The sequence below is a fragment of the Algibacter ulvanivorans genome (assembly GCF_048381495.1).
GTDB classification, from domain to species: domain Bacteria; phylum Bacteroidota; class Bacteroidia; order Flavobacteriales; family Flavobacteriaceae; genus Algibacter_B; species Algibacter_B ulvanivorans.
This window is the reverse complement of record NZ_JBLWGD010000001.1, coordinates 889572-916377: the sequence shown is the minus strand read 5'-3', so window position 1 is coordinate 916377 and position 26806 is coordinate 889572. Positions and strand designations below refer to the sequence as shown.

The following is a 26806-nucleotide window of genomic DNA, read 5'->3' as shown; positions in this document are numbered from 1 at the left end:
ATTAACCTAAATACAAGCTTTAACAAGTAATGAATTTCTTATTTTTGTTTCTATAAAACTGACAATATGATACACATTGATCCGAAGATTTTAGACCGAATTAACTCATGGCTAACACCTACTTTTGATGAAGATACGCAAACCACTATTAAAAACAGTATTGCTAATAACCCTAAAGACATTCAAGAAAGTTTTTATAAAGATTTAGAGTTTGGAACTGGCGGAATGAGAGGTATCATGGGCGTTGGCACAAATCGTATAAACAAATACACACTAGGAAAAAGCACACAAGGCCTAAGCAACTATTTGCATAAACAATTTCCAAATGAAACACCTAAAGCTGTAATTGCTTTTGATTGTAGACATAATAGTAAAACACTAGCAAAAGTTGTTGCCGATGTATTTTCGGCTAATGGTATTGAAGTGTATTTATTTGAAGATTTACGAGCTACTCCAGAGTTATCGTTTGCTGTTAAACATTTAAATTGCCATTGCGGTATAGTTTTAACGGCATCGCATAACCCACCAGAATATAATGGTTATAAAGTATATTGGCAAGATGGCGGGCAGTTAGTACCACCTCATGACGGTGAGGTAATTAGCCTAATTAACAACATCGAGTACTCTAACATAAAATTTGAAGCCAACAACAATCTAATACACTACATTGGAAAAGAAGTTGATGATACCTTTATTAATGCATCTGTTAAAAACGGAAGTGTTGGAGCAACCCAACAAGCTAAAAACAACTTAAAAATTGTTTTCACATCGCTACACGGAACATCAATAACTGCTGTACCTGAAACTTTAAAACGTGCCGGATACAAAAACGTTTCAATTGTAAAAGAACAAGAAGTACCAGATGGCGGTTTTCCAACAGTTAAATCGCCTAACCCCGAAGAACCTGCAGCTCTAAAAATGGCTTTAGAGCTTGCCGAAAAAGAAAACGCAGATATTGTTATTGGCACCGATCCGGATTGTGATAGATTAGGTGTTGCAGTAAGAAATTCTGAAGGAAACCTACAATTACTAAACGGTAACCAAACCATGGTAATGATGGTAGATTTCTTATTAAAAAAATGGAAATCTGAAGATAAAATAAAAGGAAAAGAATTTATAGCAACCACTATAGTATCTACACCTATGCTTACAAAACTTGCCGAGGCCTACCAAGTTGAAAACAAAATTGTTTTAACCGGTTTTAAATGGATTGCAAAACTAATAAAAGACTATCCAGAGCTTAACTTTATTGGTGGCGGCGAAGAAAGTTTTGGTTTTATGGTAGGCGATTTTGTAAGAGATAAAGATGCTGTTACCTCTACGTTATTAGCTTGCGAAATTGCAGCAATAGCCAAATCTAACGGCAGCTCGTTTTACAACGAACTTGTTAAACTTTATGTAGAACATGGATGCTATAAAGAAAAATTAATTGCATTAACTAAAAAAGGTATTGAAGGTGCTGAAGAAATTAAACAAATGATGACAGATGCTCGAGAAAACCCTCTTAAAATAGTTAATGGATCTAAAGTTGTAAAAATTGAAGATTACGATTCTGCAACCTCAAAAGATATGCTTACAGGTAAAAACACCGCGCTAGACATACCAAAATCTAACGTTATTATTTACTATACTGAAGACGGAAGCCAAGTAGCTTTAAGACCAAGTGGAACAGAGCCTAAAATAAAATTTTATGTGAGTGTAAATTCTAAATTAGATTCTATTGAAAACTTTAAAACCACAGAAACTACTTTAGACTCTAAAGCCGAAACCATTTTAAAAGACATGAATCTCATTTAATGAGCCACTTTACAAATATATTAAGGTACGCTAAACCTTATAAGAATTATGCTATAGGACACGTTATTTCTAACGTGTTTTATGCTTTATTTGGTACACTTTCTTTTATTGCATTAAAGCCTATGCTTGATGTTATTTTCGACAAAGAAAAAAAAGTACCAAATTCTATACCTGAATATACCGGACTTAATAATATTGACGATTTTGCTGAAAACTACCTCATCTATCAAATGGATATTTTTACTGGCGGAGATAAAGCAAAAGCATTGGTATTTGTAATAGGTTTAATTATATCTATGTTTATTCTTAAAAACATAGCTGGCTATCTAGCCAATTATTTTTTAGTTTTTTTACGAAATGGAGTTATTAAAGACATACGCGATCAAGTATACAAAAAAACGGTAGAACTCCCATTATCCTTCTTTTCAGAACAAAAAAAAGGAGATATTATAGCTCGTGTTACAGGCGATGTTAACGACCTTCAATACTCTTTTTTACCTGTTCTAGAACTCATGGTAAGAGAACCCCTAACCATACTTTTTACTATAGTTGCAATGCTGTACATAAGCACGCAATTAACATTATTTGTATTTATTTTTATTCCAATAATGGGATTTATAATTTCAAGAATAGGAAAAAGTTTAAAACGAAAATCTGGACGGGTACAAAAAGAACAAGGTGTTTTTCTATCTACTTTAGAAGAAACATTAACAGGCTTACGCATAATTAAAGGGTTTAATGCAGAAGAAATATTTTATAAAAGGTTTCAAGCATCAACCGATAGGTTTTATAATTTTTCAAATAAACTATTAAACCGTCAAAATTTAGCATCACCAACAAGCGAAATCCTAGGTATTTTCATGATTTCCGGCATTCTATGGTACGGCGGTAATTTAATATTAACAGGCCATTCAAATACAGACTTAGAAGGTAGCACATTTTTAGTTTATTTGGGCCTAGCCTATAATATTCTTACGCCTGCAAAAGCTATAACGCGAGGCATATATAATATTAAAAAAGGAGGAGCTGCTGCAGAACGTATTCAAGAAATTATAGACTCGCCAAACCCTATAAAAGATAAACCAAACGCTATACAATTAACAAATTTTAATAACAAAATAGACTTCAACAACATATCATTCAAATACGAAGACGAGTATGTTTTAAAAGATTTCTCGTTAACCATTCCTAAAGGGCAAACAGTAGCATTAGTTGGTCAATCTGGTAGCGGAAAATCTACAATTGCCAATTTAATAACACGCTTTTACCACGTTAGCAAAGGAAATATATTAATTGATGGCACTAATATTAATGATTTAACCACAACCTCGCTAAGGCAACAACTCGGTATTGTTACCCAAGATGCTATTTTATTTAATGAAAGCATAGCAAATAATTTAAAATTAGGTAAACCAGAAGCAACAAATCAAGAAATTATAGAAGCCTTAAAAATTGCAAATGCTTGGGAATTTGTAAAAGATTTACCTGAAGGTATAAATACAAATATTGGAGACGCAGGCAATAAACTCTCAGGAGGCCAAAAACAACGACTAAGCATTGCCAGAGCCGTGCTAAAAAGCCCACCAATTTTAATTTTAGACGAAGCAACATCTGCCTTAGACACCGAAAGCGAACGTGTGGTTCAAGAAGCTTTAAATAACATGATGAAAAACAGAACATCAATAGTTATAGCACATAGGCTTTCAACAATTCAAAATGCAAACAATATTGTTGTTCTAAATAAAGGAGAAATTGTTGAACAAGGACAACACGACCACCTTATTGCAAAAAAAGGCGTTTATAAAAAACTAGTAGATATGCAAAGCTTTGAATAAATACTAAATAACATATACATTGAAATACAAAAAAGGATAGAATTTGGGGACTTCTATCCTTTTTTTTTAGTTTTTGTTAGACATGGGGACGACTAACAACATAAGTAGGTTTCTGTTACAAACATAAAACATAAAACTTTATCCTACAAGAAAAAATACACTTAATCGTAATTAAATTACATTTCATCGATAACAAAACAAATAACTCTCTAAAAATCAACCTCTTAAAAAACAGATAAAAACAACAAAAAAACCATTAAACTTTTAGTATATTTAATAGTCTAAAGAGAAAACAATTGTTAGTGATTAATGAAGAACAGCTCTTAGAACAGCTAAAATCTAAAACCCATAAAAACCAAGCTTTTAAAGTGTTACTAAACCTTTATAAAGAACGCTTATATTGGCATATACGCAACATTGTAAAATCTCACGACGATACAGATGATGTACTACAAAATACATTTATAAAAATTTTTAAAAATATAGATAACTTTAAAGGCGATAGTAAATTATTTTCATGGATGTATAGAATAGCAACAAACGAATCTATAACCTATATAAACAAAAAAGCAAAACGTCTACAAATAAGTAATGAAGAAGTACAAAAACTAACCATAAACAATTTAACTTCTGATGTTTATTTTGAAGGCGATGAAATTCAATTAAAGTTGCAACAAGCCATAGCAACATTACCAGAAAAACAACAATTAGTATTTAACATGAAATATTTTGAAGATTTAAAATACAAAGACATATCAGAAATACTAGAAACTAGCGAAGGCGCTTTAAAAGCATCATACCATATTGCAGTAAAAAAAATTGAAGCCTATTTAACTCAAAATTAAACCTTTCGGTTTCATTTAAGTCAAATAAGTAACAGTAAAAAAAATGAAAAACAAAAAATTACATCATATTAATTCATCAGGTTTTAAAAGCCCTAAAAATTATTTTGAATCGTTTGATAATAAAATATTTGATAAACTAAACACTAAAACCCCATTAGATGAAATTAAAGATTCTGGATTTAAAGTACCAGACAATTATTTTGAATCGCTTAACCAAAACATTTTAAACAATACTATAAATAAAAACAACGCTAAAGTAATTCCGTTAATCAACAAAAAAAATATTATTTATTTATCTAGCATTGCTGCAGCTATATTATTATTATTTAATTTATCTATTTTTAACAACAAACACTCTTTTGATGGTTTAGACATTGAAACTGTTGAAAGCTACATAGAAAACGAAAACTTAAGCTCATACGAATTAGCTTCCTTATTTAACAACGAAATAATTGAAGAAGATAATATTGTAGATTATAATTTAAATGAAGACAATATAAAAGAATACCTAATTGACAATGCCGACATTGAAGCATTATTAATAGAATAAAAAAACTTAAAAATGAAAACATTACTCCCTATAATACTGCTGTTAATATCATTTAACCTAACAGCACAACATAAAAACAGAGAACAAATAAAATCTTTAAAAGTATCATTTCTAACAGAAAAATTAGACTTAACAGCCAAAGAAGCCCAAGAGTTTTGGCCAGTTTATAATGCATACGAAAAAGCCTATTATTCCATTAGGCATAATGAAATAAAAAACATTAGAAAAGAAATAAAAAGCAACCTAGACAACTTAAACAATGAAAAGGCAAAAGAATTATTACAAAAACTAAATAATGCCGAAACAAATATGCATGAATTAAGAATACGTTTTTCTAAAAATTTATTAAAAATCTTATCTCCCAAAAAAATAATCTTATTTAAAGTTGCGGAAGAGGATTTTAAACGAAAAATGTTTGACGAATATAAAAAGCGAAAAAAAGAGAAAAATTAATTTTTCTCTTTTTTTTATTATTTAAAAGTAAGCCTAGAAACCTTTCCTGCACCAGCAGCATAAGCAACAGAATCGTTTAAAAAACGTATCGTATAATATCCCTCGTCAGATAAATGCTTCCATGTTTCACCCGAATCATTAGAAAAATCAATACCTTTAAAACCAACAGCAACAAGCTCTTCACCCTTTTTACCCGGAATATATTGCACACAACTTCGGTATCCAGGATTTTTATTTTGCGCTACTAGTTGCCAAGTTTTGCCACCATCTTGAGTTCGTATTTTATTAGCCGAGTTTAATTCGGGCTTAGTATAATCGCCACCTATAGCAAAGCCATTTAAAGCATCGTAAAAATCAATCGAATAGATGCCTTCGGTTTCTTTATCTTTTACAATTGGTGTATCAAAAACCTGCCAAGTATTTCCTTTATCTGGCGAAAAGTATACGCGCCCCGTATTTGTAGCTACCCATGTACTTTCTCCAACTATTGCAATATTAGTATCGCTAGCCGCAAACGCACCTTCGTTTTCTATACCAACAGGCAATTCATCGCAAGATAATTTAGCCCAAGTATTTCCGCCATCGCGGGTAATTAATACACTTAAACACTTGTCGGTTGTATCTCCAATAGCAATGCCCTCCTCGTCATTCCAGAATTCCATAGCATCATAAAACACCTTAGGATGATGCTCTTGATAAACAATCTTATTTTTTTCAAAATCGGCATCTAAACTATATATCAAAGCAGGATTACCAATGGTAATTCCAAAACCTTTATCCTTTCTAATAGCCATAGCTCTAAAATTCAATTTAAGAGGATCTGTCGATAAATTTACTATATGATTATAAACCGTTTTATCTTTTAAAGAATCTATATGTTTAAAGGCTGCTTTTGGTAACAACATTCCAAATTTACCATTTGAAGTTAAATATACTGGAATATCAAATTCAGACCTCACAATTTCTAAAGCTCTTACATTCAATAAAGAATCTTGTAGTATTGTTTTTATTTCAACTTCATCAATTTGTCTTTTTTTTAAAACTTCTTTTTTTCCACAAGAACACAACAACACAACAGATAAAAATAATAACTTAAAGAGTTTCATATATTTTAATTTTTCATAAAAATAGAAAAGCTTTACAAATAAACAATCTAACTTTTATTAAAAAGCTAAGGTATTCCGTACAAAAATCATTAACAAAAAATACATTTATAAACGCATAAACAAATTAACAATTAAACATATAAAACGTACCTTTGCACCTTCAATAAAAACATCATGCGATTACACAGAAACCTCTGCTTTGCAGTTATAGACGGCTTAACCTTAATATTTAACGAAGACAAATATGCCGATAAAGTAATACAACAATTACTAAAACGAGATAAACGCTGGGGATCTCGCGATCGTGGTTTTGTTGCAGAAACCACATACGATATAGTACGTTGGAAACGCCTTTATGCAGAAATAGCAGAAGTTAAAGCACCTTATAACCGTGATAACTTGTGGCGTATGTTTGCTGTTTGGGCTACACTAAAAGGCATAAAACTACCAGATTGGAAATATTTTGAAAACACCCCTTTAAGAAGAATTAAAGGTAGGTTTGATGAACTTTCGCAAATTAGAAAGCTAAGAGAATCTATTCCCGACTGGATTGATGAAGTTGGTTTAGCCGAACTAGGAGAAAGCAAATGGACCAAAGAGATAGCCATGCAAAACCAACAAGCCGATGTTATTTTAAGAACAAACACACTTAAAACAACTAAAGAAAACCTACAAAACATTTTAGCCGATGTTGGTATTGAAACCGAGTTTATTAAAGGTTACAACTCTGCATTAAAACTTACAGAACGCGCCAACGTATTTGTTACTGATGCTTTTAAAAACGGATTATTTGAAGTTCAAGATGCATCATCGCAATTAGTAGCCGATTTTCTAGATGTAGCTCCAGGCATGAAAGTTGTAGATACTTGTGCAGGCGCAGGTGGTAAAACCTTACATATTGCCTCATTAATGCAAAACAAAGGGCAAATTGTTGCCATGGACATTTACGAAAGCAAACTAAAAAAACTAAAAGTAAGAGCGCGTCGTAATGGCGTACATAATGTCGATTTAAAAGTTATAGACTCAACAAAGCCCATAAAAAAGCTACACAACAAAGCAGACCGTGTATTAATTGATGCGCCGTGTTCTGGCTTAGGCGTTTTACGCAGAAACCCAGATGCTAAATGGAAACTAGAACCCGAATTTTTAAACCGTATTAGAATTACCCAACAAGAAGTATTACAGCAATACTCTAAAATGGTGAAAAATGGCGGCAAATTAGTATACGCAACATGCTCTGTATTACCATCAGAAAATCAAAACCAAGTAGAAACCTTTTTAAAGTCTGAAGCCGGTGCAAACTTCACTTTAATAAAAGACAAAAAAGTATTAGCACACGTTTCTGGTTTCGATGGGTTTTACATGGCTTTATTAGAAAAGAAAAAACAATAAACCAATATAAAAACCAAAAGCGACTTCAAGAAGTCGCTTTTTTTTATGTTTAAAACTCTTGAATAACTCAAAATTTTCGATAACATATTTAGATGAATTTACACTTAAAAAAAGTAAATTTGCACTTTCATTAAACTAACAAATCTAGATACAATGATTCATTTCTTTGGAAACGTAACCAGCAAAGTATTTGCTGTTCAAACAACAAAAGAATTATCAACTGAAACTATTTCTAAATTAACATGGCTTTTTGGCAACCAGCCTAAAATTGAACAAGCATCGCTAGATGCTTTTTTTATTGGACCTCGTGCCGCCATGATTACGCCTTGGAGTACCAATGCGGTAGAAATAACCCAAAACATGGGAATTTCTAACATTATCCGGATTGAAGAGTTTAAAACTGTAAGTGAAGATTATAGCAGTTTCGACCCCATGATTTCTGAAAAATTTAATGGGCTAAATCAAGAATCATTCACTATAAATATTCAGCCAGAACCTATTTTAAACATTAAAGATATTGCCGCTTACAACAAGCAAGAAGGCCTTTCTTTAAGTGATGAAGAAGTTGATTATTTAGAAGGTGTTTCAAAAAAAATAGGCAGACCATTAACCGACTCTGAAGTGTTTGGATTCTCTCAAGTTAATTCAGAACATTGTCGCCATAAAATTTTTAATGGAACTTTTGTAATTGATGGAGAAGAAAAACCAACATCACTTTTCAAATTAATTAAAGAAACATCGAAACAAAACCCTAACGATATTGTATCGGCATATAAAGACAATGTGGCATTTATAAAAGGCCCTAAAGTAGAACAGTTTGCTCCAAAACGTGCCGATATTCCAGACTATTACACGACTGAAGATTTTGATTCTGTAATCTCGCTTAAAGCAGAAACACACAATTTCCCAACAACTGTAGAGCCATTTAACGGTGCTGCAACAGGTTCTGGTGGCGAAATTAGAGACCGACTTGCTGGAGGAAAAGGCTCTTTACCATTAGCAGGTACAGCCGTATACATGACGTCTTATTCTAGATTAGAAGAAAACCGCCCTTGGGAAAATGGTGTTGCAGAACGCGATTGGCTATACCAAACACCAATGGATATTTTAATTAAAGCATCAAACGGCGCTTCAGACTTTGGTAACAAATTTGGGCAACCCTTAATTTGTGGTTCTGTTTTAACTTTCGAGCACGAAGAAGATGCCAGAAAACTTGGTTTCGATAAAGTAATTATGCAAGCCGGTGGTATTGGTTATGGCAAACAAAACCAAGCCATAAAAGACACACCGAAAACTGGCGATAAAATTGTAATTCTAGGAGGCGAAAACTACCGTATTGGTATGGGAGGTGCAGCAGTTTCATCGGCCGATACTGGTGCCTTTGCTTCTGGCATAGAACTAAATGCCGTACAACGCTCTAACCCCGAAATGCAAAAACGAGCTGCTAATGCTGTTCGTGGCATGGTTGAAAGTGATGAGAACTTCATTGTTTCCATTCATGATCATGGTGCAGGTGGACACCTAAACTGTTTATCAGAATTGGTTGAAGATACTGGCGGAAAAATAGATTTAGATGCGCTTCCTGTAGGCGACCCAACACTTTCTGACAAAGAGATTATTGGTAACGAATCGCAAGAACGCATGGGCTTAGTAATTGCAGAAAAGCACATTAAAACACTTAATAAAATTGCAGAACGCGAACGCTCGCCAATGTACACAGTAGGCAATGTTACTGGCGACAACCGATTTACTTTCCAATCTAAAACCAAAGGCAATAAACCTATGGATTTAGCCATGGCAGATATGTTTGGTAGCTCGCCAAAAACTGTAATGACCGATAAAACTGTAAAAAGAAACTATAGCAATGTTACTTACAACTCTGACGATTTCTATAAGTATTTAGACCAAGTACTTCAACTAGAAGCAGTAGCTTGTAAAGATTGGCTAACAAATAAAGTAGACCGATGCGTTGGTGGTAAAGTAGCAAAACAACAATGTGTTGGCCCTTTGCATATACCACTAAACAACGTTGGTGTTATGGCGCTAGATTTTAAAGGCAAAGAAGGCATAGCAACTTCTATTGGCCACTCTCCTATCTCAGGATTAATAAACCCAATTGCTGGAAGCAGAAACTCTATTACAGAATCGTTAACCAATATTATCTGGGCACCTTTAAAAGATGGATTAAAATCGGTTTCTCTATCTGCTAACTGGATGTGGCCATGTAAAAACGAAGGTGAAGATGCGCGTTTATACGAAGCCGTTCAAGCCATTTCGGAATTTTCAATAGATTTAGGAATTAATGTACCTACAGGAAAGGATTCTCTTTCTATGAAACAAAAATATCCTAATGAAGATGTTATTTCTCCAGGCACAGTAATTATTTCGGCGGCAGCCAACTGCAACGATATTTCAAAAGTTGTAGAGCCTGTGTTTAATAAAAACGGTGGTGATATATATTACTTAAACATATCGCAAGATAATTTTAAATTAGGAGGAAGCTCTTTTGCTCAAGTACTAAATAAAATTGGTAAAGAAACCCCTAATGTAAAAGACGCTGCCTATGTTAAAACCGTATTTAACACCATTCAAAATTTAATAAAAAACGAACAAATTATTGCTGGACACGATGTGGCTTCTGGCGGATTAATTACAACCCTTTTAGAAATGTGTTTTGCCGATAATAATTTAGGAGCAGAACTAGATGTTACAGCTTTAAACGAAAAAGATTCATTAAAATTATTATTTGCCGAAAACTCAGGAATTGTAATTCAAGCTAAAAACAACTCTATAGAACACGTTTTATCTGAAGCTAATATAGAATTTTTCAACATAGGTAAAGTAACTATAAGCGACACATTAAGCCTTATAAACCATGCAGAAGTTTTTACCATGACAGTTTCGCGTTTACGTGATATTTGGTATAAAACATCATATTTATTAGACGAAAAACAAACAGCCAATGGCTTAGCAAAAACTCGTTTTAATAATTATAAAAACCAACCTTTACAATACATTTTCCCTAAACATTTTACAGGAAAACTCGCTAAAAATACAGGAACAAGACCAAAAGCTGCTATACTTCGAGAAAAAGGAAGTAACTCTGAACGCGAAATGGCAAATGCCATGTATTTAGCTGGTTTCGATGTAAAAGACGTTCATATGACAGATTTAATAACAGGCAGAGAAACCCTTGAAGACATTCAGTTTCTAGGTGCTGTTGGCGGTTTTTCTAATTCAGATGTTTTAGGCTCTGCAAAAGGTTGGGCAGGCGCTATTAAATATAATGATAAAGCCAATAAAGCCATTAAAAATTTCTTTAAAAGAGAAGATACTTTATCTGTAGGTATTTGTAATGGTTGTCAATTATTCATGGAGTTAGAAGAGATTAATCCAGACCACGAAGTTCATGGTAAAATGCTTCACAACAACTCGCAAAAACACGAAAGCGCATTTACTTCAGTAAAAATACAAGAAAACAATTCTGTTATGCTTTCTACACTTGCAGGATCGACATTAGGTGTTTGGATTTCGCATGGCGAAGGAAAATTTAATTTACCATATACAGAAGACAAATATCATATTGTTGCAAAATATGGCTATGAAAACTATCCGCACAATCCAAATGGATCAGATTTTAACACAGCCATGATGTGTGATAAAACAGGACGCCATTTAGTAACCATGCCACATATAGAGCGTTCTACTTTCCAATGGAATTGGGCAAATTACCCAGAAGGACGAAAAGACGAAGTATCGCCTTGGCTTGAAGCCTTTATAAATGCTAGACTTTGGATTGAAAACAAATAATAAATATTTTACTTTATAAAAATTAAAATATTTACACAACCTTAAAAACATCGACAAATCCGCATTTAACACAGATTAAATGCGGATTTTTTCGCATTTTTTTCTTACATTTGAAAAAATTTAACCCTTTTTAATTATGAAAAAAATTCTACTTACACTTTTATGCTGTTATACAGCATTTACATTTGCACAAACCACATTAAACCCTGGAGATATTATGTTTGTGGGGCTTAACGCCGATCCTGCTGGATCACCAACAGCCGATGAGTTTAATATTTTATTTTTAGAACCTGTAACAGTAGGTACAGAAATCTACTTTACCGATATGGGCTACACAGGAAACTCGGCACCTTACTTTCAACAAAACGCAAATAATGGTTGCCCTTCTGATACAGGAAATAACGGAGCCGTTAGCGATGGCATGGTAAAATGGACCGCAACCAGTACTGTTACTGCTGGAAGTCAATTAGTAATTCGAGTAAGAATTGATGGTGTAAGTGGTGCCACAAGCAATATAGGCACAGTAGCTGTTGTAGTTAACCCACAAGGTCAAAATTATGCTATGAGTCTTTCAAGTGGCGGAGAAGCTGTACATGCGTTTCAAGGCACAATTAATGGTAGCAACCAAGTTACATCTGCTAACATGCTTGCTTCCATACATTACGACGACGGTGCTTGGGATGCCACACTAACCACATGCCAATTCACCTCTTCTGCTTCAGAAGACCCTGCAACAGGCTACGAGGTTGAATACGGAGCAATCCACTACGATAACGGCTATTACTCTGGCGACATGACTTTAGAAAAAAGCGCACTACAAGCAGCTATTTTAGATATTTCTAACTGGACAAGAAGCAATACAGAAACCTATACATTTCCAATAACAAGCACATTAAGCAACACCAATTTAAGTCTAGAAAAAGATTTTAAAATGTACCCTAACCCAACCTCTAATATGGTTTACGTTAACTCTAATGTGTCAACAATCACCATTTATAATTCACTAGGAAAAGCTGTTTTAGAAACTAAAAACAATGCATTTTCAACAAAATCCTTAAGTTCTGGTATTTACGTAGTAAAAATTGAAGATTACACAAATAATAGAACAGCTGTAAAAAAATTGATAAAAAAATAATAGATTTAAAAGCATAGGATAAATGTTTATTACAAACGTTAAACCTATTGAAATTAAATATTTTACAAAAATCTAATAATAAAAAGGAGCTATCCATAAAGTTTAGCTCCTTTTTTTATATTATTTGAAATTCTGATTATATTTCATACTTTGCATCCTACTAATGAAAAAGTAAAAATGACAGAAGTAACTAGACTATTCGATTTTCCTTACCACCAGTTAAAAAACAACCCTAACAATGCAGCTTTAGTAACAAAGTATAATGGCGAGTGGATAAAAACATCTACGCAAGAATATATTGATAAAGCAAATGCAATAAGTAGAGCATTATTAAAACTTGGTGTAAATAAAAACGATAAAATTGCTTTAATTTCTACCACAAATAGAACCGAATGGAATATTATGGATATTGGCATACTACAAACTGGTGCACAAAACATTCCAATATACCCAACAATAAGTGCCGAAGATTATGAGTATGTTTTAAATCATAGCGAGTCTATTTATTGCTTTGTTTCAGACGAAGAAGTTTTAGAGAAAGTAAATAAAGTAAAAAAGAATACTTCTATTAAAGAAGTCTACTCATTTAACAAAATTGATGGCTGCAAGCACTATTCTGAATTATTAGAACTTGGCAAAGACACACTAAACCAAGACGAAGTTGAAGCTAGAAAAAACGATGTTAAACCATCAGATTTAGCAACCATTATATACACTTCAGGAACCACAGGAAAACCAAAAGGCGTAATGCTATCTCATTGGAATATAACTAGTAATGCGCTAGACAGCTCTCCAAGAGTGCCTTTTAAAGAAGGTACAACAACAAAAGTTTTAAGCTTTTTACCTATATGCCATGTTTTTGAGCGTGTATTAATATACGTTTATCAATATGCTGGCAACTCTATATATTATGCAGAAGCCATAGATAAAATTGGAGATAATGCTAAAGAAATTAAACCTAACATGATGAGTGTTGTGCCTAGGTTACTAGAAAAAGTCTATGATAAAATTATGGCTAAAGCCGAAGAATTAACAGGCATAAAAAAAGCCTTATTCTATTGGGCAGTAAGTTTAGGAGAAATATGGGAACCTTATAAAAAAAATGGGGCATGGTATGAGTTAAAACTTAGTATAGCCAACAAACTTATTTTTAGTAAATGGAGAGAAGCACTAGGTGGCGAGCTGCATACTATGGTATCTGGTAGCGCAGCACTACAACCTCGCCTAACACGAATTTTTTCGGCAGCTGGTATGCAAGTTATGGAAGGTTACGGGTTAACAGAAACATCTCCTGTTGTATCTGTAGGTAAATATGCAGATAACATGTTTAAAGTAGGATGTGTTGGTATTCCAATTAACAATGTAGAAGTTAAAATTGCAGATGATGGAGAAATATTAATAAAAGGACCAAACGTAATGCTAGGCTATTATAAAGACCCAGAAAAAACAGAAAGTGTAATGACTGGCAATTATTTTCATACAGGCGATAAAGGAGAAATTGATGCCGATGGTTTCTTAAAAATTACTGGCCGTAAAAAAGAAATGTTTAAAACCTCTGGAGGAAAATATATAATCCCAACGCTTCTAGAAAACGAACTTAAGCAATCTCGCTTCATAGAACAAATAATGGTTATTGGCGAAGGCGAAAAAATGCCAGCCGCATTAATTCAGCCTAATTTCGAATTTATTCAAGAATGGATAGAACGAAAAAAACTATCTATAGAAAACTCATACGAAGACATTTGCAATTCAGAAATCATTCAAGCTAGAATTCAAAAAGAAGTTGATGCCTGTAATAAAAAGTTTGGAAAATGGGAACAAATTAAACGTTTTGAATTAACCCCAGACATTTGGTCTATAGATTCTGGTCACCTTACACCAACCATGAAAATGAAAAGAGCCATAATTAAAAACATGTATTCAGAATTAATTGAAAAAATTTATAGGCCATCTTAAAACTCATTCCTAAAAAAATATAAACAATACAAATAAGCTATTTTTTTTAAAATTTATTATGCATGCATAATAAATTTTTCATATATTTGAACTCATCAACAAAAATATATGAAAGACAAAACCATAGATTACATATTAAGAACCACTTGGTTAGCGGTTCAAAAAATGTATAACGAAGAAGCTTTAAAATTTGGAAGCACTATGGCAACTGGTTTTACTCTACTAAGTATAGACCGAGAAAAAGGCACCCCATCAACTGCATTAGGTCCAAAAATGGGTATGGAAGCTACTAGTTTATCCAGAATATTAAAAACCATGGAAAAAAAAGGGCTAATAACCAGAAGGCCAAACCCTAATGACGGTCGTGGTGTAATAATAAGTCTTACCAATTTTGGTTTAGAAAAAAGAGAATACTCAAAAGAAAAAGTATTGTTATTTAATGAAGCTATTAAAAGTAATATTTCGAAAGAAAAATTAAAACACTTTTACGAAGTAGCCGAAGTTATTAATGATATGGTTTGTAATAAAAAAATATACAATCAAACGGATAGTTAAAAAATGAGCAAACGTAGAATTAAAAAAATAGCCATTATTGGCTCAGGAATTATGGGAAGCGGTATTGCTTGCCATTTCGCCAACATAGGTGTTGATGTTTTATTGTTAGACATTGTGCCTAGAGAATTAAATGACAAAGAAAAAGCCAAAGGCTTAACTTTACAAGACAAAGCAGTTAGAAATAGACTAGTAAATGAAGCCTTAACAGCATCTTTAAAATCTAAGCCCTCTCCTATTTATCATCAAAGCTTTGCAAAACGAATTACAACCGGAAACCTTGAAGACGATATTGCAAAAGTAAAAGATGTCGATTGGATTATGGAAGTTGTTGTAGAGCGTTTAGATATTAAACAGCAAGTTTTCGAAAAACTAGAAAAATATAGAACCCCTGGCACCTTAATTACAAGTAACACTTCGGGTATTCCTATTAAATTTATGAGCGAAGGCCGTTCAGATGATTTTCAAAAACATTTCTGTGGTACTCACTTTTTTAACCCTGCTCGTTATTTAAAATTATTTGAAATTATTCCTGGTCCAAAAACAGACCAATCGGTTTTAGAGTTTTTAAACGGATATGGAGAACAATTCTTAGGCAAAACCTCTGTAATAGCAAAAGATACACCTGCCTTTATAGGAAACAGAATTGGTATTTTTAGTATTCAAAGCTTATTCCATACTGTTAAAGATTTAGATTTAACAATAGAAGAAGTAGACAAACTATCTGGCCCCGTAATTGGACGCCCAAAATCTGCAACTTTTAGAACTGTAGATGTTGTAGGACTAGACACACTAGTTCATGTAGCAAATGGAATAAGAGAAAACTGCCCTAATGACGAACGTTTAGAGCTTTTTAAATTACCTAACTTCATTAATACAATGATGGAGAATAAATGGTTAGGTAGCAAAACAGGTCAAGGTTTTTACAAAAAACACGTTTCGGCTGATGGTAAAAAAGAAATTTTATCGTTAGACTTAAATACATTAGAATATCGTCCATCAAAACGTGCAAAGTTTGCCACTTTAGAATTAACAAAATCTATTGATAAAGTAGTAGATCGCTTTAAAGTACTAGTAAAAGGAAAAGATAAAGCAGGAGAGTTTTACAGAAAAAGTTTTGCTGCATTATTTGCTTACGTATCAAATAGAATTCCTGAAATAACAGACGATTTATATAAAATTGATGATGCCATGAAAGCTGGCTTTGGTTGGGAACACGGTCCTTTTCAAATATGGGATGCCATTGGTGTTGAAGCCGGAATAGAAATCATGAAAGCAGAAGGCTTACAACCAAATGCTTGGGTAAACGATATGTTGGCATCTGGAAGCTCATCATTTTATACAGTAAAAAATGGAGCATCATACGCTTACGATATTCCTAAAAAATCTCAAGAAAAAATACCAGGTCAAGACAGCTTTATCATATTAGACAACATTAGAAAATCTAACGAAGTATTTAAAAACTCTGGTGTTGTTGTTGAAGATTTAGGCGATGGCATACTTAATGTAGAATTCCAATCTAAGATGAATACTATTGGCGGCGATGTACTTGCAGGATTAAATAAAGCCATCGATATAGCCGAAAAAGATTTTGCCGGATTAGTAGTAGGTAACCAAGGTGCAAACTTCTCTGTTGGTGCAAATATCGGAATGATTTTCATGATGGCTGCAGAACAAGAATATGACGAGCTTAACGGAGCCATTAAATACTTCCAAGACACCATGATGCGTATGCGCTATTCCTCTATTCCAACAATATCGGCACCACACGGTATGTCTTTAGGTGGCGCTTGCGAACTATCAATGCATGCCGATAAAGTTGTAGCCGCAGCCGAAACATATATGGGATTAGTAGAGTTTGGTGTTGGCGTAATTCCTGGTGGTGCAGGATCTAAAGAAATGGCTTTAAGAGCATCAGACACTTTTAGAAAAGGAGATGTACAACTAAATACATTGCAAGAATATTTCTTAACAATAGGAATGGCAAAAGTATCAACATCTGCTTACGAAGCCTTTGATTTAGGAGTCCTACAAAAAGGTAAAGATATCGTTGTAGTTAATAAAGATCGCCAAATAGCAGTTGCAAAACAACACGCCAAATTAATGGCAGACATTGGCTACACACAACCCGTAAAACGTACCGATGTAAAAGTACTTGGTAAACAAGCTTTAGGTATGTTTTTAGTAGGAACCGACTCTATGAAAGACTCTAATTATATAAGCGAACACGACATGAAAATTGCAAACAAACTAGCTTATGTTATGGCTGGTGGCGATTTATCTGAGCCTACTTTAGTAAGCGAACAATATTTATTGGATTTAGAACGAGAAGCTTTCCTTTCGCTTTGTACAGAACGTAAAACGTTAGAAAGAATTCAACACATGTTAACCAAAGGAAAACCGTTACGTAATTAAAAATTACTAAGCAATTAACCTTTAGCTTTTAGCTAGGGGTAGTTATAATGTATAATTTTTAGACGCTAATAGCCAAAAGCTACTAGCCAAAAGCATAAAATATGAAAACAGCATATATAGTAAAAGCATACAGAACCGCAGTTGGTAAAGCACCAAAAGGCGTGTTCCGTTTTAAAAGAACCGATGAATTGGCTGCCGAAACCATCAAATATATGATGAAGGAATTGCCAAATCTAGACCCAAAACGTATTGACGATGTTATAGTTGGCAATGCTATGCCAGAAGGTTCTCAAGGATTAAACATGGCCCGTTTAATCTCTCTAATGGGGTTAAATGTTATTGATGTTCCTGGAGTTACTGTAAATCGATTTTGCTCATCTGGTGTAGAAACCATAGGAATGGCTACAGCAAAAATTCAAGCTGGTATGGCAGATTGTATTATAGCTGGAGGTGCAGAAAGTATGAGTAGTGTTCCAATGACTGGTTTTAAACCCGAATTAAATTATGATGCCATTGTAAAAGCTGGGCATGAAGATTATTATTGGGGCATGGGTAATACTGCCGAAGCTGTAGCAAAACAATTTAAAGTATCTAGAGAAGATCAAGATGAATTTGCTTACAACTCGCACATGAAAGCATTAAAAGCACAAGCCGAAAATCGTTTTCAAGATCAAATTGTTCCAATTGAAGTAGAACAAACCTATATCGATTCCAACGGAAAAAAAGCAACTAAGTCTTATACTGTAACTAAAGATGAAGGGCCACGTAAAGGAACTAACAAAGAAGCCTTAGCTAAACTAAGAGCTGTTTTTGCAGCAGGCGGAAGCGTAACTGCCGGAAATTCTTCACAAATGAGTGACGGAGCAGCATTTGTAATGGTAATGAGTGAAGACATGGTAAAAGAACTAGGTTTAGAGCCCGTTGCCAGAATGGTTAACTATGCAGCAGCTGGTGTAGAACCTCGCATTATGGGAATAGGCCCAGTAAAAGCCATTCCAAAAGCATTAAAACAAGCAGGTTTAAAACAAGACGATTTATCGCTTATTGAATTAAATGAAGCCTTTGCCTCACAATCTATAGCAGTAATTCGAGAATTAAACTTAAACCCAGATATCATTAACGTAAACGGGGGTGCCATAGCACTTGGACATCCATTAGGATGCACAGGAGCAAAACTATCTGTACAACTTTTTGATGAAATGCGTAAGCAAGACATGAAAGGCAAATATGGTGCTGTAACCATGTGTGTTGGTACGGGTCAAGGTGCTTGTGGAATATTCGAATTTTTAAACTAAAAAACTTAATACAATACAATAAAAATGGAAGCAACAGAAAAAGATATCCTTCGCGGAGGTCAATTCTTAGTAAAAGAAACAAATTGTGAAGATGTGTTTACTCCAGAAGATTTTTCTGAAGAACAAAACATGATGAAAGATTCTGTAATGGAATTTAATGATAGAGAAATTATACCTCACAAAACACGTTTTGAAGCTAAAGATTACGCTTTAACAGAAGACGTTATGCGTAAAGCAGGAGATATGGGCTTTTTAAGCGTTGCTGTTCCTGAAGCTTATGGCGGAATGGGAATGGGGTTTGTATCAACCGTATTAACTTGCGATTATATTTCTTCTGGAACAGGATCTTTTAGCACGGCATTTGGCGCGCATACAGGAATTGGTACCATGCCAATTACACTTTACGGAACAGAAGAACAAAAACAAAAATATGTACCTAAATTAGCTTCTGGCGAGTGGTTTGGTGCTTATTGTTTAACCGAACCAGGAGCAGGATCTGATGCTAATTCTGGAAAAACAACAGCCGAACTATCTGCAGATGGCAAAACCTATAAAATTAACGGTCAAAAAATGTGGATCTCAAATGCAGGATTCTGTAGTTTAATGATTGTTTTTGCTCGTATTGAAGACGATAAAAATATAACAGGTTTTATAGTAGAGTACGATGCAGCAAATCCAAACGGTATTGTTTTAGGCGAAGAAGAACACAAATTAGGTATTCGTGCATCATCAACACGTCAAGTATTTTTTAACGATACCGTAGTACCAGCAGAAAATATGCTAGCTGGTCGTGGCGAAGGTTTTAAAATAGCCATGAATGCATTAAACGTTGGGCGTATTAAATTAGCTGCAGCTTGTTTAGATTCTCAAAGAAGAATTTTAAGCACAGCAGTAAATTATGCCAACGAACGTAAACAATTTAAAACACCAATTGCAGATTTTGGTGCTATTAAAACAAAATTAGCAGAAATGGCAACTAGTGCTTATGCTGGCGAATCTGCAACATATAGAGCCGCTAAAAATATTGAAGATAGAATTGCTTTACGCGAAGCTGCTGGAAACTCTCATCAAGAAGCAGAACTTAAAGGTGTAGAAGAATACGCCATAGAATGTTCTATTCTTAAAGTGGCCGTTTCAGAAGATGTACAAAATGCTGCCGATGAAGGTATTCAGATTTTTGGTGGCATGGGATTCTCTGAAGAAACACCAATGGAAGCAGCTTGGAGAGATGCACGTATAGCTAGAATATATGAAGGAACAAACGAAATTAACAGAATGTTAGCCGTTGGTATGCTTGTAAAAAAAGCTATGAAAGGTCATGTTGATTTATTAGGGCCTGCACAAAAAGTACAGGAAGAGTTAATGGGTATTCCTTCGTTTGAAACACCAGACTATTCTGAATTATTTTCTGAAGAAAAAGAAATGATTAAGAAACTAAAGAAAACCTTCTTAATGGTAGCCGGTGGTGCTGTTCAAAAATACGGTCCTAAATTAGAAGACCATCAACAACTGTTAATTGCAGCCGCAGATATTTTAATTGAAATATATATGGCAGAGTCTGCTATATTAAGAACAGAGAAAAACGTAAAACGTACTAGCGAAAAAGAGCAATCTGCACAAATTGCTATGGCAAAATTATATTTATATCATGCAGTAGATATTGTAGAAGAAAAAGGAAAAGAAAGTATAATTTCATTTGCCGAAGGCGATGAGCAACGCATGTTACTTATGGGGCTAAAGCGTTTTACAAAATACACTAACTATCCAGATATTGTAGATTTACGTATAGAAATAGCTGAAAAAGTTAAAGCAGAAAACAAGTACTGTTTTTAATTAAAACAGGACAATATTGAAGAGTGACTAATTCAATTTTTTAAAAAACGCTTCGAATTAATTTTCGAGGCGTTTTTTTTTGACTATTTTTAAAACAAAATTTTACAGCATGTTTAAACAAACGCTACGAGCACTAGTATTTTTCACTTTATCATTATCATTCAACGCTTTAAGCGCACAAAGCCTGTTAACTCAAAAAAATACTTTTACAAGGCAGGATACTTTACGAGGCAGTATTACACCAGAACGCGAATGGTGGGATTTAACCTATTACCATTTAGATATAAAAGTCGATCCAGAAAAAAAGTTTATCTCTGGAAAAAACACTATTCAGTACAAAGTATTAAAGCAAGATTCTGTACTTCAAATTGATTTACAACCACCAATGCAATTGTTAAAAGCCGTACAAAATGGCAAAACACTAAATATAAAACATGATGGTAATGCGCATTTCATTTCACTATTAGACAACCAAAATGTTAATGAAATAAATAATTTAGAAGTATATTATGAAGGGCACCCAAAAGAAGCTGTACGTGCGCCTTGGGATGGTGGAATTTCTTGGAAAAAAGACAAAAACGGAAATCATTTTATAGCTTCATCTTGTCAAGGTTTAGGCGCTAGTGTCTGGTGGCCGTGTAAAGACCATATGTATGATGAAGTTGATAGTATGAAAATTAGCGTAAATGTACCTAGTAAGCTAACAAACGTATCCAATGGTAGACTTAGACTTGTTGAACGTATTGGAGATACAAAAACTTTTCATTGGGTAGTAAAAAACCCAATAAACAATTATGGTGTAAACATAAATATTGGCGATTATGTTAACTTCTCTGAAGTTTATGATGGTATGGCAGGAAATTTAGATTTAGATTATTATGTATTAAGCTATAACCTAGAAAAAGCTAAAGAACAATTTAAACAAGTACCTATGATGCTAAAAGCTTTCGAGCATTGGTTTGGTCAATATCCATTTTATAGAGATAGTTTTAAACTTGTAGAAGCCCCCTATTTAGGTATGGAACATCAAAGCTCCGTAACCTATGGTAACGGCTACCAAAACGGATATTTAGGTAACGACTTATCTGGTTCTGGCTGGGGTTTAAAATTCGATTTTATTATTATACATGAAGCCGGACACGAATGGTTCGCCAATAACATAACAAATAAAGACATTGCCGATATGTGGATTCATGAAAGCTTTACAGCCTATTCCGAAAACTTATATTTAGATTATCATTTTGGTAAAGAAGCATCAGCCGAATATGTTATAGGAACTCGTTCTAACATAAAAAACGACAAACCAATAATTGGGCATTATAATGTTAACGAAGAAGGCTCTGGAGACATGTATTACAAAGGCGCCAATATGTTACATACACTAAGACAACTTATTGAAGATGATGAAAAATGGCGAAAAATACTGCGCAAAATGAACGTTGAATTTTACCATAAAACTGTAACCACGCAACAAATTGAAAACTTTATTTCTAAAGAAACCGGTATTGATTTAACTGAGTTTTTTAATCAATATTTAAGAACCATAAAAATTCCAACATTAGAGTACTCTATAAAAAACAAAACCTTAAAATATAGATGGACAAACATTGTTAACGGTTTTGATATGCCCATTCAAATTAAAATTAACAACCAAGAAAAATGGTTATTCCCTAAAGCCGAATGGAATAACATAAATTTAGATTCTAAAATTGAAAGTTTCGAAATAGATAAAGATTTTTATGTAGAATCAAATAAAATATAACCGTTTGGAAACCCCAGAACTCTATTTTAAAACACCTAAAGAATGGCGAACTTGGTTACACAATAACCATGATAATAACAATGGAGTTTATTTAATTTTTTATAAAGTTGAAAATAAAGAAGCCTCCATGCGATGGGAAGAAGCTGTAAAAGTAGCACTATGTTATGGTTGGATAGATTCTACAGTAAAAAGTTTAGGTAACGGTAAACGGCGTCAATACTTTTGCAAAAGAAACCCAAAAAGTGTGTGGAGCGCTCTAAATAAAAAATATATAAAAACATTAACCGAAAAAGGATTAATGCATGAAGCTGGGCTAAATATTATTAAAATAGGAAAACAAAATGGCAGCTGGTCTGCATTAGATCAAGTTGAAAAAGGCATTATTCCGGCAGACTTAAAAACCGCTTTTAATAACAACCCTGTAGCTTATAAAAACTTTAAAAACTTTGCACCTTCCTACAGAAAAGGATACTTATATTGGTTAAATCAAGCAAAACGAGAACACACAAAAGCAAAACGCATAGAAAAAATAATAGAGCTATGTGCAAACAATATTAAAAATAGAGATACTTGGTAGGTATTGTAAAAACTCAATGTTCCCTTAATCATTATTTCTTTTAAAATTTCAAATTATTTATCTTCAAAAAAACGCAAAAGTTTTCTTAAACTTTATAACAAGAAATTCATATTCCATCTAAATCATCATAAAAAAAACAATTCTTTAGTAATTCACTAATAAATATTAACAACTATTTAAATAATACTACAATAAGTTTTTTTTATTTTTCAAGCCAAAATTAACAACCCATGACAAAATCATTTTATCTTCTTTTTCTTCTAGCCACAATAACAACATTTGGCCAAAACTTATCTATGGATATTTTAAAAAACATGCACCCTAGAAATATAGGACCAGGAGGCATGTCTGGTAGAGTTACGGCAATTGATGTTGTACATAACAACCCAGATGTTATGTATGTTGGCACAGCCTCTGGCGGTCTTTGGAAATCTACATCGGGCGGTATAAAATGGGAACCCGTTTTCGATAAAGAAGTTACGGCATCTATAGGTGCAGTAGCCATTCAGCAATCTAACCCTAGTGTAATTTGGGCAGGAACTGGAGAGGGCAACCCTAGAAATAGTTTAAATGGTGGTTATGGTATATACCGCTCTTTAGATGGCGGTAAAAACTGGACGCTTATGGGCTTAGAAAAAACACGACATATCCATCGTGTTATTATAGACCCTACAAACCCAAATATAGTTTATGTTGCTGCTATAGGCTCGCCATGGGGAGAACACTCTGAACGTGGCGTATTTAAAACAATAAATGGTGGCAAAACTTGGAAAAATATACTATTTGCTAATAATAAAACTGGTGCTGCCGATTTAATAATGGACCCAACAAACCCAAACAAGCTAATTGCTGCCATGTGGGAACATAAACGCGAACCTTGGTTTTTTAATTCTGGCGGTGCAGGTTCGGGGTTACATATTACACATGATGGAGGGCATACATGGAAAAAAGTTAGTGAAGACGATGGTTTCCCAAAAGGAGATCTAGGGCGTATTGGTGTTGCTATTGCTGCAAACAAACCCAATACAATTTATGCTTTAGTTGAAGCTAAAAAAAATGCACTATATAAAAGTGAAGATGGAGGTTTTAAATGGAAAAAAATAAATGATAAAAGTGATATTGGAAACCGTCCTTTTTATTATTCTGAAATTTATGTAGATCCGCAAAACGAAAACCGTGTATATAGCGTTTTTACTTATGTTAATGTTAGTGAAGATGGCGGAAAAAACTTTTCTCAACTTATGCCTGCCTATGGTGCAAATAATGGCGTACATCCAGACCATCATGCATGGTGGATACATCCTAACAACGGAAATTTTATGATTGATGGTAACGATGGCGGCTTAAACATAACTAAAGATGGCGGCAAAACTTGGCGTTTTATTGGCAACCTACCTGTGGCACAGTTTTACCATATAAATGTAGACAACGAAACTCCTTACAATGTATATGGCGGCATGCAAGATAATGGTTCTTGGAAAGGTCCTGCTTACGTTTGGCGCTCTCAAGGCATTAGAAATTCTTATTGGCAAGAAATTAGTTTTGGTGATGGTTTTGATGTGGTTCCAGATAAAAACAACGCACGCTTTGGTTGGTCTATGAGCCAGCAAGGTTATGTAAGTTATTACGATTCTGAAACGGGTAATAATTTTAGTGTAAAACCTACACACCCAAACCCAGATGTAAAACTTAGGTTTAATTGGAATTCGGCAATAAATATTGACCCTTTTAACAATAACACCATTTACTTTGGAAGCCAATTTGTACATAAATCTACTGATAAAGGTTTAACATGGACTATCATTTCTGAAGATTTAACAACCAATAACCCTGAAAAATTAAAACAAAGCGAAAGCGGTGGCTTAACTATTGATGCTACAGGAGCCGAAAACCATTGTACTATTTTAGTTATTGAGCCCTCTAGCGTAGAAAAAAATGTGTTATGGGTTAGTACAGATGACGGCAAAGTACACATTACTAAAGATGGCGGAAACAACTGGACAGATGTATCAAAAAATATAAAGGGCTTGCCAGAAGGCAGTTGGATTCCGCAAATAAAAGCATCAAACAAAAACAAAGGCGAAGCACTTTTAATTGCTAATGATTACAGACGCTTTAATTATACACCTTATGCTTACAGAACAAAAAACTATGGTAAAACTTGGGAGCGTATTGTTAACGAAAATGATGTTGAAAGCTATACGCTATCGATAGTTGAAGATATTGAAAACCCTAACTTACTATTTCTAGGAACTGATGATGGACTTTACATATCTATTAACGCAGGAAACACTTGGACAAAATGGACTGAAGGATTCCCAACGGTTTCTGTAAAAGACTTAGTAATTCACCCTCGAGAACACGATTTAATTATTGGAACCTTTGGTCGCGCAGCTTGGGTTTTAGACAATATTCGTCCATTACGAGCCATTGCTAAAAACAAAGCAGTATTAAACAATAAGTTAGAACTTTTTAAACCTTCAACAGCTTACTTGGCAGCCTACCAACAACCAACAGGAAGCCGTTTTGGTGCCGATGCTATATATCATGGCGAAAACAGAAAATACGGTGCTCAAATACCATATTATATAACTATTAATGAAAAAGAAAAAAGCCTAAAGGATGATGAAAGTAAAAACAACGAAGATTTAACAAAAACTAAAAACACGCCAGATTCCTCTGTTAAAAATAATACTATAAAATGGGACTCTATAACTATGAAAATTTATGATGGAGAGCGCTTAATTAGAACATTAAAACAAAAAGCACCTAAACAAACTGGAATACACAAATGGAGTTGGAATTTAACAGAAAAGGGAGCCGACAGAGCATCTAGAACTATTAATAAACCGAAAAACGAACCTAGTGGTGTTCGTGTAAAAGCTGGAACATATAAAATAAAATTATATTTTGGCGATCAAGTTTCAGAACAATTCATTACAGTTGAGAACGATCCTCGATTAAATAAATCTTCAGAAACTATTAATGAATTATATGATGCCTCAAAGCATATAGAATCTATGTATCAACTCATGGCCGATATGGTTAAGCAATTAGCAGAAAGTAAAAGCATTGCTAAAAAATATAAATCTGATTTAGAAACTTTAAATAAAGAAAAATATAAAACTCAAATTGAAGCTTCTAAAAATATAGTAAAAGAAATAGATACTGTAATTAATTTATTTTTAGGTAAAGAAGATAAACGACAAGGTATTATTAGAAATCCACTACCTACAGTAAGCACCCGTTTAAGTTTAGCAAATAGCTATGTTAGGACTAGACAAAACGGGTTGACCTCAACCGAAAAAACGCTAATTAAACATGCCGAAAACGCATTAAACGATGGTGTTAATAAAACCAACACTTTTTTTAATAAAACGTGGAGCACCTATAAAAATGAAATGGAAAGTTTGAAACTAAGTCCATTTAAACCAACAAATACCTACAAACAAGTACATTAAAAAAACGTTAGAGATACTCTGTTTAAATATTT

General features: G+C 33.7%; 17 protein-coding genes. 16 read left to right on the top strand and 1 reads right to left on the bottom strand.

Translation table 11 applies throughout. The features are described 5' to 3' along the window. Nucleotides 1–66: 66 nt before the first annotated feature. From ACNG5D_RS04245 to ACNG5D_RS04225, 5 genes are all read left to right on the top strand, one after another. On the top strand, nt 67–1797 hold the full coding sequence (locus tag ACNG5D_RS04245) for a phospho-sugar mutase (protein WP_418182246.1): 1731 nt from the start codon (nt 67–69) through the stop codon (nt 1795–1797). Beyond that, a complete protein-coding gene (locus ACNG5D_RS04240) occupies nt 1797–3632 on the top strand; it encodes an ABC transporter ATP-binding protein (protein WP_418182245.1) in 1836 nt (611 codons plus the stop codon). The genes ACNG5D_RS04245 and ACNG5D_RS04240 overlap by 1 nt, the downstream gene beginning before the upstream one ends. A 302-nt stretch (nt 3633–3934) precedes the next feature. Then, nucleotides 3935–4477, top strand: a complete 543-nt coding sequence (locus tag ACNG5D_RS04235) for an RNA polymerase sigma factor (protein ID WP_418182244.1) — start codon at nt 3935–3937, stop codon at nt 4475–4477. Between the two features lie 43 nt (nt 4478–4520). Beyond that, entirely contained in the window at nt 4521–5027 is a 507-nt protein-coding gene (locus ACNG5D_RS04230) for a hypothetical protein (protein WP_418182243.1), read from the top strand. A 12-nt stretch (nt 5028–5039) separates the two neighbouring features. Then, nucleotides 5040–5480, top strand: coding sequence for a sensor of ECF-type sigma factor (locus tag ACNG5D_RS04225; protein WP_418182242.1), 441 nt, complete (start codon nt 5040–5042; stop codon nt 5478–5480). Between the two features lie 17 nt (nt 5481–5497). Here ACNG5D_RS04225 and ACNG5D_RS04220 read toward each other — a convergent pair whose 3' ends face one another. Beyond that, a complete protein-coding gene (locus tag ACNG5D_RS04220) occupies nt 5498–6586 on the bottom strand; it encodes a WD40/YVTN/BNR-like repeat-containing protein (RefSeq protein WP_418182241.1) in 1089 nt (362 codons plus the stop codon). Between the two features lie 174 nt (nt 6587–6760). On the opposite strand from ACNG5D_RS04220, the gene ACNG5D_RS04215 reads away from it, so the two are divergent. From ACNG5D_RS04215 to ACNG5D_RS04165, 11 genes are all read left to right on the top strand, one after another. Further along, on the top strand, nt 6761–7978 hold the full coding sequence (locus ACNG5D_RS04215) for an RsmB/NOP family class I SAM-dependent RNA methyltransferase (RefSeq protein WP_418182240.1): 1218 nt from the start codon (nt 6761–6763) through the stop codon (nt 7976–7978). A gap of 153 nt (nt 7979–8131) precedes the next feature. Beyond that, nucleotides 8132–11788, top strand: coding sequence for a phosphoribosylformylglycinamidine synthase (purL, locus tag ACNG5D_RS04210; protein WP_418182239.1), 3657 nt, complete (start codon nt 8132–8134; stop codon nt 11786–11788). 136 nt (nt 11789–11924) lie between these two features. Continuing rightward, the gene (locus tag ACNG5D_RS04205) at nt 11925–12923 is read left to right on the top strand and encodes a T9SS type A sorting domain-containing protein (RefSeq protein WP_418182238.1); all 999 of its coding nucleotides are present in this window, start codon (nt 11925–11927) and stop codon (nt 12921–12923) included. Between the two features lie 177 nt (nt 12924–13100). Beyond that, entirely contained in the window at nt 13101–14879 is a 1779-nt protein-coding gene (locus tag ACNG5D_RS04200) for an AMP-dependent synthetase/ligase (RefSeq protein WP_418182237.1), read from the top strand. 108 nt (nt 14880–14987) lie between these two features. Next, a complete protein-coding gene (locus ACNG5D_RS04195; protein ID WP_418182236.1) occupies nt 14988–15434 on the top strand; it encodes a MarR family winged helix-turn-helix transcriptional regulator in 447 nt (148 codons plus the stop codon). 3 nt (nt 15435–15437) lie between these two features. Further along, nucleotides 15438–17846 carry a 3-hydroxyacyl-CoA dehydrogenase/enoyl-CoA hydratase family protein gene (locus tag ACNG5D_RS04190; RefSeq protein ID WP_418182235.1) on the top strand — a complete coding sequence of 803 codons (2409 nt, stop codon included), beginning with the start codon at nt 15438–15440 and terminating at the stop codon, nt 17844–17846. A 101-nt stretch (nt 17847–17947) separates the two neighbouring features. Next, on the top strand, nt 17948–19141 hold the full coding sequence (locus ACNG5D_RS04185) for an acetyl-CoA C-acyltransferase (RefSeq protein WP_418182234.1): 1194 nt from the start codon (nt 17948–17950) through the stop codon (nt 19139–19141). Between the two features lie 24 nt (nt 19142–19165). Then, entirely contained in the window at nt 19166–20974 is a 1809-nt protein-coding gene (locus ACNG5D_RS04180) for an acyl-CoA dehydrogenase family protein (RefSeq protein ID WP_418182233.1), read from the top strand. 109 nt (nt 20975–21083) lie between these two features. Continuing rightward, a complete protein-coding gene (locus ACNG5D_RS04175; RefSeq protein WP_418182232.1) occupies nt 21084–22736 on the top strand; it encodes a M1 family metallopeptidase in 1653 nt (550 codons plus the stop codon). A 4-nt stretch (nt 22737–22740) separates the two neighbouring features. After that, a complete protein-coding gene (locus tag ACNG5D_RS04170) occupies nt 22741–23313 on the top strand; it encodes a YdeI/OmpD-associated family protein (protein WP_418182231.1) in 573 nt (190 codons plus the stop codon). A gap of 230 nt (nt 23314–23543) precedes the next feature. After that, the gene (locus tag ACNG5D_RS04165) at nt 23544–26774 is read left to right on the top strand and encodes a WD40/YVTN/BNR-like repeat-containing protein (RefSeq protein ID WP_418182230.1); all 3231 of its coding nucleotides are present in this window, start codon (nt 23544–23546) and stop codon (nt 26772–26774) included. The last annotated feature ends 32 nt before the right edge of the window (nt 26775–26806 follow it).